This is a genomic window from Streptomyces sp. NBC_01433 (assembly GCF_026340105.1).
GTDB lineage: Bacteria > Actinomycetota > Actinomycetes > Streptomycetales > Streptomycetaceae > Streptomyces.
Genome location: NZ_JAPEPM010000001.1, coordinates 387,517 through 402,337, shown reverse-complemented (window position 1 = coordinate 402,337; position 14,821 = coordinate 387,517). Strand labels below are relative to the sequence as shown.

At 64.5% G+C, this 14,821-nt stretch carries 11 protein-coding genes and 4 pseudogenes; 6 read left to right on the top strand and 9 right to left on the bottom strand.

Features of this window, described 5'->3' with window-relative positions; translation table 11 throughout:
- Positions 1 to 19: 19 nt before the first annotated feature.
- A pseudogene (locus tag OG413_RS01725) lies at positions 20 to 517 on the top strand (discoidin domain-containing protein); the annotation flags it as partial.
- Positions 518 to 604: 87 nt separating this feature from the next.
- Here OG413_RS01725 and tnpA read toward each other — a convergent pair.
- Positions 605 to 1,006, bottom strand: a pseudogene (gene tnpA / locus OG413_RS01720) (IS200/IS605 family transposase); the annotation flags it as partial.
- A gap of 26 nt (positions 1,007 to 1,032) precedes the next feature.
- Here tnpA and OG413_RS01715 point away from each other — a divergent pair.
- The 3 genes and pseudogenes from OG413_RS01715 (at position 1,033) to OG413_RS01705 (ending at position 4,167) form a co-directional block, all read left to right on the top strand.
- Positions 1,033 to 2,259, top strand: a complete 1,227-nt coding sequence (locus OG413_RS01715) for an RNA-guided endonuclease TnpB family protein (RefSeq protein ID WP_266802505.1) — start codon at positions 1,033 to 1,035, stop codon at positions 2,257 to 2,259.
- 19 nt (positions 2,260 to 2,278) lie between these two features.
- A pseudogene (locus OG413_RS01710) lies at positions 2,279 to 2,755 on the top strand (family 16 glycosylhydrolase); the annotation flags it as partial.
- A 44-nt stretch (positions 2,756 to 2,799) separates the two neighbouring features.
- Complete coding sequence (locus OG413_RS01705) at positions 2,800 to 4,167, top strand: hypothetical protein (RefSeq protein ID WP_266802503.1); 1,368 nt, start codon at positions 2,800 to 2,802, stop codon at positions 4,165 to 4,167.
- A gap of 239 nt (positions 4,168 to 4,406) precedes the next feature.
- Here OG413_RS01705 and OG413_RS01700 read toward each other — a convergent pair whose 3' ends face one another.
- From OG413_RS01700 to OG413_RS01690, 3 genes are all read right to left on the bottom strand, one after another.
- The gene (locus OG413_RS01700) at positions 4,407 to 4,958 is read right to left on the bottom strand and encodes a hypothetical protein (protein WP_266802501.1); all 552 of its coding nucleotides are present in this window, start codon (positions 4,956 to 4,958) and stop codon (positions 4,407 to 4,409) included.
- Positions 4,959 to 6,153: 1,195 nt separating this feature from the next.
- Positions 6,154 to 6,723 carry a hypothetical protein gene (locus OG413_RS01695; protein ID WP_266802499.1) on the bottom strand — a complete coding sequence of 190 codons (570 nt, stop codon included), beginning with the start codon at positions 6,721 to 6,723 and terminating at the stop codon, positions 6,154 to 6,156.
- A 79-nt stretch (positions 6,724 to 6,802) separates the two neighbouring features.
- The gene (locus OG413_RS01690) at positions 6,803 to 7,306 is read right to left on the bottom strand and encodes an NUDIX hydrolase (RefSeq protein ID WP_266802497.1); all 504 of its coding nucleotides are present in this window, start codon (positions 7,304 to 7,306) and stop codon (positions 6,803 to 6,805) included.
- Between the two features lie 330 nt (positions 7,307 to 7,636).
- On the opposite strand from OG413_RS01690, the pseudogene OG413_RS01685 reads away from it, so the two are divergent.
- A pseudogene (locus OG413_RS01685) lies at positions 7,637 to 8,164 on the top strand (IS701 family transposase); the annotation flags it as partial.
- 657 nt (positions 8,165 to 8,821) lie between these two features.
- Here the strand turns inward: OG413_RS01685 and OG413_RS01680 are convergent.
- Complete coding sequence (locus OG413_RS01680; protein WP_266802495.1) at positions 8,822 to 9,367, bottom strand: hypothetical protein; 546 nt, start codon at positions 9,365 to 9,367, stop codon at positions 8,822 to 8,824.
- Positions 9,368 to 10,543: 1,176 nt separating this feature from the next.
- Entirely contained in the window at positions 10,544 to 11,170 is a 627-nt protein-coding gene (locus tag OG413_RS01675; protein ID WP_266802493.1) for a hypothetical protein, read from the bottom strand.
- Between the two features lie 272 nt (positions 11,171 to 11,442).
- On the opposite strand from OG413_RS01675, the gene OG413_RS01670 reads away from it, so the two are divergent.
- Positions 11,443 to 12,258: a trypsin-like serine protease gene (locus OG413_RS01670; protein ID WP_266802491.1), complete on the top strand. Its 816-nt coding sequence runs from the start codon at positions 11,443 to 11,445 to the stop codon at positions 12,256 to 12,258.
- Positions 12,259 to 12,317: 59 nt separating this feature from the next.
- Here OG413_RS01670 and OG413_RS01665 read toward each other — a convergent pair whose 3' ends face one another.
- From OG413_RS01665 to OG413_RS01655, 3 genes are all read right to left on the bottom strand, one after another.
- Positions 12,318 to 12,587, bottom strand: a complete 270-nt coding sequence (locus OG413_RS01665) for a DUF397 domain-containing protein (RefSeq protein WP_266802489.1) — start codon at positions 12,585 to 12,587, stop codon at positions 12,318 to 12,320.
- Positions 12,584 to 13,405, bottom strand: a complete 822-nt coding sequence (locus OG413_RS01660) for a helix-turn-helix transcriptional regulator (protein WP_266802487.1) — start codon at positions 13,403 to 13,405, stop codon at positions 12,584 to 12,586. Before OG413_RS01660 ends, OG413_RS01665 begins: the two co-directional genes overlap by 4 nt.
- A gap of 127 nt (positions 13,406 to 13,532) precedes the next feature.
- Positions 13,533 to 14,771 carry an MFS transporter gene (locus OG413_RS01655; protein WP_266802486.1) on the bottom strand — a complete coding sequence of 413 codons (1,239 nt, stop codon included), beginning with the start codon at positions 14,769 to 14,771 and terminating at the stop codon, positions 13,533 to 13,535.
- Positions 14,772 to 14,821 lie beyond the last annotated feature (50 nt).

Below are 14,821 nucleotides of genomic sequence, written 5' to 3'. Positions count from 1 at the left end.
CGACTTGGAGCATCCTCGCATGCCCTCTCGTGCGACGTTGATCGCCGCCACCGCAGCCCTGATCGCCCTCTCCGCGCCCCACGCGTTCGCCGCCCCGGCGCCCGGCCCCGTACCCCGGGCGGCGGTCGCCGCCTGGGACACCGACCGCGCCGCGTCCGCCTACACCGCCGACCCGGGAGCCGTCACCGCCTCCGGCAGCGAGAACCCCGACACCACCCCCGGCAGAGCCACCGACGGCAACGGCACCACCCGATGGTCCAGCAACGCCGCCGACGACGCCTGGATACGCGTCGACCTCGGCGCCACCATCCGGATCAACCGGGTCACACTGGAGTGGGAAGCCGCCTACGGCCGTGAGTACGTCCTCGAAGTGTCGAAGAACGGCACCGACTGGACCACGTTCTTCACCGAGACGGAAGGCACCGGCGGCACCGTCACCGCCCACACCCACCCGCAGGAAGTCACCGGCCGCTACGTCCGCATGCGCGGCATCGCGCGCGCCACCGCCTGGGGCTACCGGGCCTAATCGCAGTGCATCGGGCTTCAGTCCGGTGGTGAAGCGATTCTGAACGCTGCTCTGACCGGCAGGCTGGAGCGAATGGTTCTGCTGCTCGATGTACTGACGGACGATGGGCAGAGGAGCCCCGCCCACCGATCCGGCGAAGTAGGAGCCGGACCACAGGCGCTGGGCCCGCCAGTAGTGCCGGACCAGTTCTGGGTACTCCTGGTGGAGCCTGCGTGAGCTGATGCCCTTGAGTGAGTTGACCAGCTTGGACAGGGCCACCTTCGGTGGGAAGTTCACCAGCGGATGCACGCGGTTGTTCTCGCCGTTGAACTCCACCAGCTCGCACTCGAAGTCCTCACAGACGGCTCGCATGATCTCCTCCATGCGTCTCGGGTGCATTTCCTCGAAGACCTTGTGCCGGTACTTCGTCACGAAGACCAAGTGTGTGTGGAGGACGAAGGCGCAGTGACGACCAGTACGAATGTTCTGATACTCACCCATAAACCAAGCGTAGTAGTTTGATTGGTATGCAGCTTCGGTACACCTTCCGCGTGTACCCGAACGGTCCTCAGCGTGCCGCGCTGGCCCGGGCGTTCGGGTGCGCCCGAGTCGTGTTCAACGACGCGTTGCGCGCCCGCAAGGATGCCCGCGATCAGGGCTTGCCGCACCCGAAGGCCGGCGACCTGTCCAAGCAGGTCATCACCGAGGCGAAGAAGACCGGGGCCCGTGCCTGGCTCGGTGAGGACTCTGCCGTGGTGCTGCAACAGTCCCTGCGGGACCTGGACACGGCGTACACGAACTTCTTCGCGTCACTGAAGGGCACCCGCAGAGGACCGAAGATCGCTGAGCCGCGGTTCAAATCCCGCAAGGACAGTCGGCAGTCGGTCCGCTTCACCCGGAACGCGCGGTGGAAGAACACTCCCGGCGGGGACCTGATGCTGCCGAAGATCGGTGCGGTGCGGGTGAAGTGGTCCCGTGCTCTGCCGTCGGTCCCCTCGACGGTGACCGTGATCAAGGACGCGGCCGGTCGGTACTTCGCGTCCTTCGTCGTGGAGACCGGGCCCGAAACGCTGCCCGAGGTGGAACCGGTCGTCGGCGTCGACCTCGGTCTGGGGCATTTCGCGGTCCTCTCCGACGGGACCAGGATCAGCAGCCCCCGGTTCCTGAGGCGTGCGGAGAAGAAACTGAAACGGGAGCAGCGCGGTCTGTCCCGTAAGGCGAAGGGGTCGAAGAACCGGGAGAAGGCCCGGATCAAGGTCGCCCGTGCACACGCACAGGTGGCTGATGCGCGGCGCGAGTTCCACCACCAGCTCTCCACACAGATCATTCGCGAGAACCAAGCGGTGGCTGTGGAGGACCTGGCGGTGAAAGGGCTCGCCCGTACGCGTCTGGCCAAGTCCGTGCACGACGCGGGATGGTCGGCGTTCGTCGCGATGCTGGAGTACAAAGCGGCACTTTATGGGCGTGTGTTCGTCCGGATCGGTCGTTTCGAGCCCACGAGCCAGGTCTGTTCCGGCTGTGGCGTCAAGGACGGTCCAAAGCCCCTGCATGTCCGCGTCTGGCAGTGCCAGGCGTGCGGGGCGGTCCTGGACCGGGACATCAACGCGACGGTCAACGTCGCACTGGCCGCCGGACTGGCGGTGACAGCCTGTCGAGCGCAGGTAGGACCAGGACTTCGTATCCCGGCACAGCGCGGAGAAGCAGGAACCCGCCGAGACGGTCAGTCGACCGTGGCAGGAATCCCCGTCCTTTAGGGCGGGGAGCGGAAGTCAATCCCTCTACGAGTTCCAGGTGTGGGGCACCGGAGGCAGCGCGTACGCCGCGTACCCCCCGCTGCCCAAGAATCCGGGAGGCGCCTACAACACCACCTTCTTCGACGACTTCACCGGCTCGGGCCTGGACCGCTCCAAGTGGCGTGTGGTGCGCACCGGTACGGAGATGGGCCCGGTCAACGGCGAGTCGCAGGCGTACGTCGACTCGCCCGCCACCATCCGCACCGAGAACGGGGCCCTGGTCCTGGAGTCGGCGTACTGCAAGGGCTGCACCACCACGCCGAAGGGCACGTTCGACTTCACCTCCGGCCGCGTCGACACCAACACCAAGTTCGACTTCACCTACGGCAGGGTCAGCGCCCGCATGAAGCTGCCCGTCGGCGACGGCTTCTGGCCCGCGTTCTGGATGCTGGGCAGCGACGTCGACAATCCGGCCGTCTCCTGGCCCGGCGCCGGGAAGACCGACATCATGGAGAACGGGCGGGCGAGGGCGGATGTCGCCCGCCTGGAGTAGCGTGAAGTATGAGGAAACGGCTTTTCCCCACGCTTCTGGCGGGCCTGCTGCTCATCTTCGCAGCCCTGGCTCTCGCCCCGGTGTCAGCTGCCGCCGCCCCCGCCGCGACCATCAACGACGCCGCACAGGCCCTGCGGAAAGATCCGGTCTATGTGGACCCCGGCGCCCGCGACCAGCTGTCCGCCGCCCAGGAAAAGGCCCTGGAGAAGAAGATCACGGACGCCGACAAGCCGGTGCTCGTGGCCGTCCTCCCCGCCACCTCCGCCTTCCCCGCGAAGGATCTGCTCAAGACCCTGCGCGCGGACACCGGCATCACCGGCGTCTACGCCATACGTCTCGGCAACGGCTTCAACGCGGGCGCGGACCCGCAGGTCATGCCGGCCCGCGCGGTCGTGAATCTCACCGACGCCGTGAAGACACCGGCCGCGGACACCGGCACCGCCGCCCAGCTGAACGCCTTCGTCGACCGTGCCGTCGAACAGGCCCGGGGCCGCGCCCCCGCCTCCTGGTCCGGCGGCAGCGCGGACAGCGGCGGATCCCCGTCGACCGGCCTCATCGCTCTCGGCGCGATCGTCGTGGTGGGCGGTGCGGGCGCGTACGCGGTCGTCCGCCGCAACCGGCGCCGCAAGGAGGAAGAGGAACGGGCCGCGCTCGACAAGCTCCGGGTCGTCGTGGACGAGGACATCACCGCGTACGGCGAAACCCTGGAACGGCTCGACTTCCATCCGGCGGAGAAGGGCGCGGACGACGCGATGCGGGCCGACTACGAAAGAGCCCTCGACTCCTACGAGAGCGCCAAGACGAAGATGGAGCACGCGCAGCGCCCCTCGGACGTGCGCCCGGTCACCCAGTCCCTGGAGGACGGCCGCTACTCCCTCGCCGTACTGGAGGCCCGCCGCACGGGCAAACCGGTCCCGGCCCGCCGCCCGCCGTGCTTCTTCGACCCGCGCCACGGCCCCTCGGTCGCCGACGTGCTGTGGACCCCGTCCGGCGGCGCGGCCCGCGAGGTCCCCGTCTGCGGCGCGGACGAGGTCCGGCTGCGCGAGGGCGAGGACCCGATGAGCCGCACGGTCGACGTCGGCGACGGCCGCCGCCGCCCGTACTGGGAAGCGGGCCCGGCCTACGGCCCCTGGGCGGGCGGCTACTTCGGCGGCGGCCTGCTCCCCGGCCTGCTGGTCGGTACGATGCTCGGCTCCATGCTCGCCACCCCGGCGTACGCGGGGGAGTACGGAGGCGGTGACTTCGGCGGAGGCGGCGGTGGCGACTGGAGCGGCGGCGACTTCTCCGGCTCGGACTTCGACTCCTCCGGCTTCGGCGGCGGGGGCTTCGGGGACGGCGGCGGCGGGGGAGGGTTCGACGGCGGTGGCGGGTTCTGAGCCGTTGTGCCGCGACATGGGCTGCGGGCTCGGCACCGGAAGCGGGAATCTCCCAGCGCTCACCGTTGCGCTGAGCCTTTGACGTGTAAGGCAATAGGGACACGCCTGCTGCGCGAGGGCGTAGTGGACTCGCCGACGGACAGTCTGACCTCTACGTGTGGGAGGACGCGCGTTCTGCTGAACCGGCGACGGGCTGGGAAGCCGCCCCGCCGGAGCGCCGACCCCTCCGGACACCGACATCAACTGCCGGTGAAGGCCATCCAGATCGCACCCACGGCGGCCAGCACAACACCCAGGGCAAGGGACGCGTCCGCACTCGGGCATCGCGTCCAGCGGATCTGCGGAGTGTCGGCCTTCGATTCGCTCCCCACTCGCGCGGAGCCCAGCCATGCACTGATCGTCCGCGCTGTTTCTTTGCTCGAACCTTTGAAGTGATCGATCAGAGATCCTCCAAAGGCATACACCGAAACAACGCGATCTCTGTCGAGCTCTACTTCCAGCGTGCCGTCGTCGCTGACCGCTACGTCATGGATCGCCGAGACCGGAAGGATATGGCTACGCAGTGGGTTAACTACCGTGAGTAAGCCCCCGCGCAGGATCACTTTGCAGTTCACGATTCTCCCGATGAATCCCGCGAGCAACATAAAGACGGGGATCCCTTGCCAACCCGTTCGGAATCCATTCACTGAGGTGACTTTATGCACCGCTGCAAGCATGGTGATTCCCGTACCCAGGATGATTATCCAGCAGATCACCATCCAGGAAACCCGCCGCAGCACAACCTCATTCATTTGGCTCGCCCAACTGCCGACTCATCGCGACGGATCGTGATCATGACCGAAGATTATTGATATGTGCATCCGGCGAGTGTCGGCGGAATTTCGGCTGACCCGTCGCTCCCGCATCGCAGAGTGTTGTCGAGAGTCCCGTATCAGGCTCACCGCGCGTACGTGCACTCTCCTGGACCACCGAAGCTCACCTGCTTCCACCGCCTCAAGGAATCCCTTCCGTAATCGCACTATGAGCTTTGGCGGCGAAGGAAGTGGAAATTCTTATCTCTGCGACGCAGGTTTTACCAATCCAATTCTCCAAGTATCTTCTTCCGGACTCTTCCGATAGAAGACATCCGGCTGGACGGGTTCACACAGCGCCATGAAGATGTCGCCCTGTTGTAGCGATATTTCTTTCTTGAAGGAAGTTTCGCGACTCCTTCGAGCGCGGACTACTCGAAAGGTAAGATCGTGATTCCCTGGTGGTAGATCAACGAACATGGGGCGCTTTACCGTCGTACTGCTCATCTCGCAAATCCTATCCCCCCCGGATTCGATCGAGACGATTGACCATTTAAGTGTCCAGCTGCGAAAATAGTCTCGCATCGCGCACCGAAACAGCAGCCCCGTCCGCTGCCTCTTCGTTACACGCCGGAGAAGGAGGCGAACAAGCCAAGGGAACACCTCGTCATCGCCTATGAAATCCACCCTTGGGGGCTGCTCTTTCGACATGTCCTATGCCTTCCTCTATTTCGTCCCAAATTATTGGTGGAGCTTTAGGTCGAATCTCATGATTTTCGCTGCCGCGAAGACCGCGCTCACGAAGCCGACGCCAATAGCCCTGGTCGCGCACCCACTCCAGCACCTTCTCGTACAAGCTTCGCCATCGTTACGGCGGTCAGAGGGCGGAATCGTCAAATTGTGACAGTCCGCCGAATTCCGACAGGACGCCACGAAAGATCCAGGCTATTTTGTTCCACTCGGCCGCTTAGCTCTAACGATGCGACCAACCAGTAGAGCCGAGCCTATCGCGAAAATGGGCGGAATGAATATCTCGTAGAACCCACCGGCATTCCTGGCCGACGCCGTGACTACCACTATCAAAGGTATCAGGGGAAGGAAATACGCTGCACGTCTGAGCAAGATTCCCCTCGTTCCTTGAATCGCACTTATCTACATTCTCTCGGCCCTCGCGCCCTTCGGGGGCAGTAGTGCCTCAGAGCTTCATGAGCAGTGGCGCCACGATGGGGGCCGCCAGCAAGAGTGCATCCACAGGCTGGACATAAATTTTCTTTCCGCTGCTCCCACTTGCGGCTACAGGAATTTCACCCTCCTTCAACCAGGCGGCGATGAATCTACGGGCACTCCGTGCCGACCTGCCTCCTATCAAGCTTTGCGAGAATGACCAGATGCCGTGACTGTGTCTTGGAAGCGCGATCATCAATCCATTATTCTCACATCTTACTGACATGATCTCCTTTCTTGGTATCGCTGTTCTGATGAAAGGCCCCACGTCCCACAGGACGCCGTCTCGATCTATGACCACTCTGGAAGTGATGGTGGCGCGAATAATCAACACATCAATGAGTGCGGTCACTCCTAGGATGCCGGTTCCTCGAAATCCATGTGCTTCGACCTCTGCCAGTCCAAAAAGGATCATAAATGGACTGAGAGGAAGGATGCCAAGCCATCCAAATATGACCGTCCCCTTCCTTCTCAGGTGAATAGATCCGTTCTTCTTGCGTCTAACAAATATGCCTTTGTTTGCCAATCCGGAAGACTTCACGGGCAGTACCCCTCATTGCTTCCGCTCTCAGCGCTTCAGCTGTAGATCGTGATCTTCATGTGGTGACCGTTGTCTGGCGTCACCAGCGGGCGACGAGCGTCTCTTCCATACCCCGGTTGCGATACAGCCAGGTGGTGCCAGGTGCGACGGCCCCGGTCAGATAGCCGACGACGGGGTCCCGCTGCGTTGCGCTGTCCAGCTCGCCGAGGAGCTTCAGTGCGTCAGGCAGGGGGAAGAAGGCGGCCTGTCTGATGTCGTCGTCCTTGGGCGAGAGGTCCCCCGACCACTCGTCGATCTCGAAGGCAACGGCCAACGCCGAAGGGTGCTGCTCGGAGTCGATGTGCATCAGGAATGCAGTCCGTATCGGGTTGCCCGCCAGCAGTCCGGTCTCCTCCCGCAGTTCGCGCTGGAGAGCTTCGTTCATGAGCTCGCCGTCCTCGACTCCACCGCCGGGGAGGGACCAGAGAATCTCGCCGTTGACGCCGAGGCTCTCTTGCACGAGCAGGATCTCGTCGCCTCGACGGATGATGCCGATGACCAACTGCACCCGCGGCTCAGGGGCCTTCGAATTCTCTGCTGTCATGCCGCAGACCGTATGCGATGGCCGGGTCGCCGGTAGCCCGGGACTCCCGAGGAGACGGTTGCGGCCACCGTTGATCATCGTGAGTTGTGTGGACTCACGAAGAGACGGTGGCCGCAGGTCGCAGAGTAGATCCTGGCCGTTGGCGCGAGGCGTTCGAGATCGCCATGGGCCGCATCGCGGGCCGGTTCGCCCGCGCTGAACCTCGGCTGCGGGCCGGGCGTCTGGTGCTGGGCCTGCTGTCGGACCTGCCGCGCAAGAATTGCCGGACGATCGCGGAGCGGGCCGGGGAGAAGGCTCCGGCGGCATGCGGCACCTGCTGTGCAGGGCGTCCTGTCCGCCGGACGCGGCGCCAAGGGCCACCGGTACGACGACTGGGCCGTCATCGACCTCCGCGACGCTGCGCCGGGCCACCGCCAGCTACTGATCCGACGCAACAGCGCCACCGGCGAACTCGCCTATTACCGCTGCCATGCCGCCTCGCCGGTCCCGCTGCACGTCCTGGTCAAGTCGGCCGGCTTCAGGTGGCGGGTGGAGGAGACCTTCCAGAACGGGAAGGGCCTGGCCGGACTCGATGAGCACCAAGTCCGCCGCTACCCGTCCTGGAGCCGCTGGGCCACCCTTGCCATGCTCGCCCATGCTTTCCTCGCCGTCGTCCGGGCTGACGAACATGCCCGACCCCTCAGCCCGGACGACCTGATCCCGCTGACCTGCAACGAGATCCAGCACCTGTTTCTCGCCGTCACTGTCCGGCCGTTGAACGACCTCGCCCACCGACTCGGCTGGTCCGACTGGCGCCGCCGCTACCAGGCACGATCACGGACCAGTCATTACCGCCAACAAGCCGCACCCCAAACATGAAGATCACGATCAACAGCTGGATTACTAATGATTCATGTGGTCAAATATGCGAATTCCGCCAAGACAGAACCCGGCTACGGACAAAATCCCCCAGATAAACCTTAGTGTATTAGGTGTAAATCTAGGGTCAGGAGGGCCGCCAGGCGTCGCCATGGACATGAGGTCATATACCCTGATCGCCAGACCTCGATAGTCCAACGCAATCAGCAGTCCGATCACGCCGACCGCGATACCCCAGATCGAACCTGCCATAATGCAACACCCAATCAATACAGTTCAAATTCTTGACACCCGTAAACTACTAGCCGAATGCGTCGATTCTCGGCTGAAATGATGGCTGATGGTTAATGGCCAGGGCAAGTGGCGGGTCGCGCGGGCGACCTGTTCCACCTTCTCGGGAAGGCTTCATCAGGCGTTGCAAGATTGACCAGAAGTGAGAAGCGTCGAAAAAAGGGAAATTTTGGAGCGCTCGCAACCCTGGATCACCATCAATTCGCAGCACCGGCTTGGTTCTGCAGCAGCCTTGAGTCTTTACTCAAGCCGTGCGAGCTTGAGAATCAGGTGGTCTTCGGCATTCCGAGTCACTCCTGGACGGTGGTGGTGCCGGGGGAGATGAACTATCCCGAGGTAGAGGCTGGTGGTGACCCAGCTCACGGGTCACCATCCGTTTCCTAGCACCACTGCCACCAGCCCACAAGCCAGGGCGCTCACAGTGCAAGCATCTGCAACCCACGCACGACTAAGGTGCCGTGATTCACCAGCAGAGCTGTCCGAGCCTGCTCTTGGCCGTGAGTTGAGGTGAACATTTATTTCACTGACCGCCTTTTCTGTCGACCCAACGAAATGATCGACAAGAGAGCCGCCGAAACCGGTCGCCTCGATTTCGCGACCCGAGCGCGTGATGATGCTCAGCGTGCCATTGGATGCCACGTTGACTCCGCCCACCAATGAGCGCGGAATGATGTATGTGAATACTGGATTGATCACCGTAAGCGTCGATCGATCGAGTACGACCCTCGACCCCAGGATTCTCCTCGACATACCCACAACGCCAAGACAGAGCGCCATCACGCCAAACGCATCGTAATTGATTCCTGTCTGCAGACTGATTGCCGCACCTGCGGACACGGCCAGAAAGATCGCCGTGACCACAACCGAAAGAATTCGAAAGGAAAGCCTGCGCAAGGTTTTCTCCTTCTTCACCCTCGCCTCTTTCCTTCGCTCCCGTTTCGAGCTACGTCGCTGGGGTTGATGCAGTGCGATAGTGAAAACAGGCCGCTGGTCATTTCTTGCACTGTGAGTAACCTCTAACAGGCGGACACTGTGATAAACGACCCGTAGGATTCGAGACTGGCGTTGCCGGACTCGCAGTAGGTGGTGTTGGGCTGTGCGACCAGATGGCAGGGTGGCGCCGTTCAGGTCTCGAAGGACTACGCAAGCAAGATGGAGAGGCACGTCCAAACCAGAGCGACACCCAAGAATGCTCCTAGAAGTCGAATAACGGCGGGACTGAGGCCAGGGCCAGGACCAAACGGTCCTCGGTTGAGGAAGAAGCTGTGTATTCGGTAGGCGGAATCACGAAAGTTCAATGCCAAGAGAATCCCAGCTACCCCGATAATCCCCTGCCCCGTGGCGTACGCATATGACGACCCCGCCCCAGAGGCTGCTGCAAGTATCTCCGCACCAATTGACACTATTTCCGCCTTGAATTTTGTCTGGCAATCTAGTCGCTAGGCAGGAAGATTCTTCAAATTCCTACCTAGCTGTCGCACCGCCAGTACCAGTGGCGATGCGACAGCAGTCGCTACCAGAACTTCAAGAAACCGCCAACGTCGTCGGCAGCGCTACCCACCGTGGTGACGTGAGTGTATCCGGATGCGAAGTTCCCACCAAGTCCGCCGTATGTACCCGCAGAGGTCGTGAACCTATGCGCAATTTCGCCTCTCGAATTTCTCGTGCCGAAAGTTCTGCGATGGCTCACACTGAGAGGGTCTGCACTCCCGCCAAATCCCGCGGCTTCACTCCTCGGCTGGTCAATGGAATCCGCAGTACTTCTCAATGCGTCCACGGTGAAACCTATCGAGGCTTCAACTCCAACTTGGTCCTCTGTGGCCCAGGTGAATGCGTAATCATCGCCCACGTTCATGAAACACACAGAAGCCCCCACGCCGGCACCGGGCATTGCGCTTCCACTTACATAAATGCCTGACGTTGCGCTGTACGAAATGATGTAGGTGCCACCGTTTTTTGATGCCCTTGCCAGTCAACCCGCATCCGACGTCATGGGCAAGCCCCAGCTTGGCGGCGGCAGTGGCGTGCGGACGAATTCACGATGACCGCACGTGCAGCGGTCGGAAGGGGGAGGAGGGAGAAACAGGCTCAGGGGCGCAGCTTCGGCAGGAGGTTCTTGGCGGTGGCTTCCATGGCCGCGAAGGTGATGTCCAGGTCCTGCGCGTTCATCGGATGCCCGCTCTGGGTGTGGAACTCGCAGTCGAGATTGCTGTCCCGGACGACCAGGCGGAGATCGGCCTTCCAGGGGCCGTCCTCGGAGGAGACATAGCGGTACGCCTGGTTCCCGAGTCCCTTGACGTCGGTCAGGGAGGAGTCCGCGACCTCGGCGGTCTCCTTGCCGTGCCGGTGCATGCCGATCGCCTTGCCGATGTCCTTCCAGGCGCTGCACTGGGCGACGGCGCGTGCGTGCACCGTCGTGCCGTTGCTGAGCGACTGCTTGCACTCGGAGCCGCTGGACACCGAGGGATCGCCCCCGATCTCGCGTCCTTGGGCCGCGCTCGCGAAGGGGGCTACGGCGGTGGCGAGTTCGCTGAAGTCGACCAGGTCGCACAGGCGGTCGGGCGGTGCGTAGGTGCCGGGTCCTGCGGTGCGTTCGGGGGAGGGCGAGGGTGCCGATCCGTCGGACGAGTCGTCGCCAGCGCAGCCGGCCAGGACTGCGGACAGGGCCGCCACGACCAGGACCATGTTCCCGCTGATTCTACGTGTACGCGTCATGACGCCCCCCTCGACACCGGCCGATGCGCTCCGGGGGCAGGCTAGCGGACCTCGCGATGCGTGGTCGGTTCATGGCCAGATTTGGTGAACTGGCCGTGCCCTGAGCGGAGTCGGGGCCGACGGTCGGTCCAGGGCGGCCATCGGCGAGGTGGGGCCGCCGGGCGGGACGGGGGTGCAGGCTCCACCATGCTCCGACCTGCTGGCCGGATGGTCCGGCAGACCGCCGACCCGCAGGCTGAGCATGTCCGGATTTCAAAGGGAAGGAACCCTCTGTGTTCAGCTTGAAGTCGGTGCGCCGCCGCGCGGTGCGCACCACTGCCGTCGGTGCTCTCGCCGTCGCCGCCTGCGCCACCCTGATGACCGGCAGTGCCGGAGCGATCGTCAACGGGGCCGATTCCACCGAGCGCTACCCGTTCATGGCGACGATCCCGGAGTCGGCCCCGAAGCATGGCCTGTACGACGGTACCTGCGGGGCGTCGCTGATCGACCGGCAGTGGGTGCTGACGGCGGCCCACTGCGTGCAGGGGGACGGCCTTGAGCTGGATGGCATCGTCCGGATCGGCAGCGCGCACCGGAAGTCCGGGGGAACCGTCCGGGCCATCGAGCGGACGGTCGTCCATCCCGGCTATGTGAACGGCGGTGGGACGGCCGCCAACAAGGATGACGTCGCGCTCGTCCGCCTCGACCGCCCGGTCGCCGAGAAGCCCATCCGTATCGCCGAGCGGGCCGCGCGGCCGGGCACCCCGACCCGTCTCCTGGGGTTCGGCACCACCGTCGACACCGAGATGAAGTTCGCGGAGCGGCTTCAGGAACTCGGTACGCGCAGGGGCTCCGAAGCCGAGTGCGCCCCCGGCTACGCGGACCGGACCCGGTTGTGCACGATCAGCCGCGTGCCCAAGGCCATGGCGTGCTTCGGGGACTCCGGGGGGCCGCAGCTCCAGAAGGGCCGGCACGGACGCTGGGAGCTGGTGGGGGCCACGTCGGGCCCCGGTGCCCCGAACGTCGCGTGCTCGGACGGGCCGGGTCTCTACAGCAACGTGCCCGCCTACGCGGACTGGATCAGCAAGACCATCAAGCGCAACGTCTGATCCCTGGCAGCCGCCGACCGTATCGGGGGGTCACCCCTGATACGGCGGCCGGTCCGGGTCTACTGGACGGTGGCGCTGCTGATGAACGCGTCCCAGGCGGTGGGGGGAACGGTGAGGACCGGTCCGTCGGCGACCTTGGAGTCGCGGATGTGCACGGCGGCCGGGTGCGCGGCCACCTCGACGCAGTCGCCGCCCTGGTCGCTGCTGTAACTGGACTTGCGCCAGTCGTAGGCGACTTCGACGCAGGCCCCACCTTGGTCGTTGCTGTAGCTGGACTTGAACCAGCCGAGGGTGGTCGAGCGGGGATCCGGGTGTGCTGCGCGGGTCATGTCTCTCCAAGCAGTTCGTCCAGGAGGCGCATGCTCAGCTCAATGGATAGCGCCTGCGAACGCAGCATCCCATATTTCTGTTGCAGCACGCTGACGTCGTCCGGATCCACATGCAGGAAGCTGGTGAGCTGCCCCTCGACGTAGGAGTAGTAGTCGTGGTCAGGGGTCTCCAGCAGCACCATGGGCCCCGCGAGCCCCGCGTGCTTGGGCAGCTCCATCGGCATGATCTGGAGCCCCAGGAAGGGGAGTTCCATGCAGCGGCGCAGGTGTTGGATCTGCCGCCGCAGTATGGCGGGGTCACCGATCCGGCTGCGCAGCATGCTCTCCTCCAGGATGAAGTGGAGCATCGGGCGCGGTTTGCGTTCGAGGAGCTTCTGCCGGTCGAGCCGGGCAGTCACCCATTCCTCCTGCTCCGCCTCCTCGACCGGCGGATAGTGGCAGGAGAAGATGAACCGGGCGTACTCCTCGGTCTGCAGCAGGCCGGGCACCACCTGGCTTTGGTAGGAGAGCAGTGTCACCGCGTCCTGCTCGTACTCCACGAAGTCCTGGACGAATGCCGGGTAGCGCTCCTTCTTGGGGATCTTCGCCACGGCTACCTGCAACACCCCCTTGGTGTCCAGCAGTTCGTCCAGCAGGACGGCGAAGTCCATCTGCAGTTGCCTGCGTCCCTGCTCGATCGAGGCGATCGTGTCCTCACCCACGCGGCATGCTTCCGCCAGGGTCGCCTGGGTGTATCCGGCCGCTTTACGGAACGTCGCCAGCTGGACGCCGATCAGATGCCAGGACGTGATCCGCTTGTTGCTCTTTGCCGAGTGCATGGACTGGCTCTCCCCATGTGGAACCCCGAATGACCCGTCAGAGGTCGTACAGATCCGTTGTACGACCTTCTGCGCACTGATTCACGCTAGTAACTTTGGGTGACCGTGGCGGCCGGAATGAGCCAACTCAACTCCCGTACTCCGTGTGCCGCGTGAGCGCCCACAGCAGGAACGCGAGGCCGCTGATCCCGGCGCCCAGTGCGCATACGGCTCCCCAGCCGGCCGCCGCGTACAGGGAGGTCGCGGCGATGGCGCCGGTGGCGCTGCCGATCGCGTAGAAGATCATGTATCCGCCGATCAGCCGCCCGCCCGCGTCCGGGTGCAGGGCGTAGATCAGGGTCTGGTTGGTGACATGGACCGCCTGTACGGCCAGGTCGAGGACGATCACGCCGATGACCAGCGCCCAGAGCGAGCTGCGGGTGAAGGCCAGGGGCAGCCACGAGGCGGCGAGCAGTGCCAGGCCGATGCCTGTGGTCCGCCGGGAGAGCCCCCGATCGTTCAGGCGGCCCGCCGCCGTCGCGGCGAGCGCGCCCACGGCTCCGACCAGCCCGAACGCGCCGATCGCGGTGTGGGACATGGAGTACGGGGCCTCGCTGAGCGGCAGTGCGACGCTGCTCCACAGGGTGCTGAACGCGGCGAAGATCAGCAGTCCGAACACGGCCCGGAGCCGGAGGAGCCGTTCCCGCGCGAACAGGGTGACCGTGGAACGCAGCAGCTGCCCGTAGCGCAGGGGCGCGGTCGGCGGTACGTCGCCGTGGCGTGGCAGCACCCGGTGCAGGACCAGGGCGAGTACGGCGATGAGCACCGCCGAGGCGAGGTAGACGGAGCGCCAGCCCGCGAGGTCGGCCAGGAGGCCGGACACGGTGCGGGCGAGCAGGATGCCGATGACGACGCCGCCGGTCACCAGGCCGACGACGCGTCCGCGCCGGTCGGGCGGGGCCAGCGACGCGGCGAAGACCACCAGCGTCTGTGTGACCACCGCGAGCAGCCCCACCGCGGCCATGCCCGCGAGCAGGACCCCCGCGGTCCCGGCGGTGGCGACCACGGCCAGCGCCCCGACCAGGAGCAGCAGTTGGACCACGATGATCCGTTGGCGGTCGGCCACGTCCCCCAGCGGCACGAGGAAGAACAGCCCCAGCCCGTATCCGATGTGCGTGAGTGTGACGACGCTGCCGATGAGGGCCGGGCTCATCGCGAGGTCATGGCCCAGCGTCACCAGGAGCGGCTGGGCGAAGTAGACGTTGGCCACCGCGGTACCGCACGCGACGGCGAACAGCATGACCACGCCACGGGACAGGGCGTACCCGGTGACACCCCCGCTCCGCGCCGCGGTCCGTGGTGTCACGGCCTCACTGTTGCCGACCATGCGGAACCCTCCGTACATCTGGTTTCATCTTGCTACCAGTGAGGACGGTA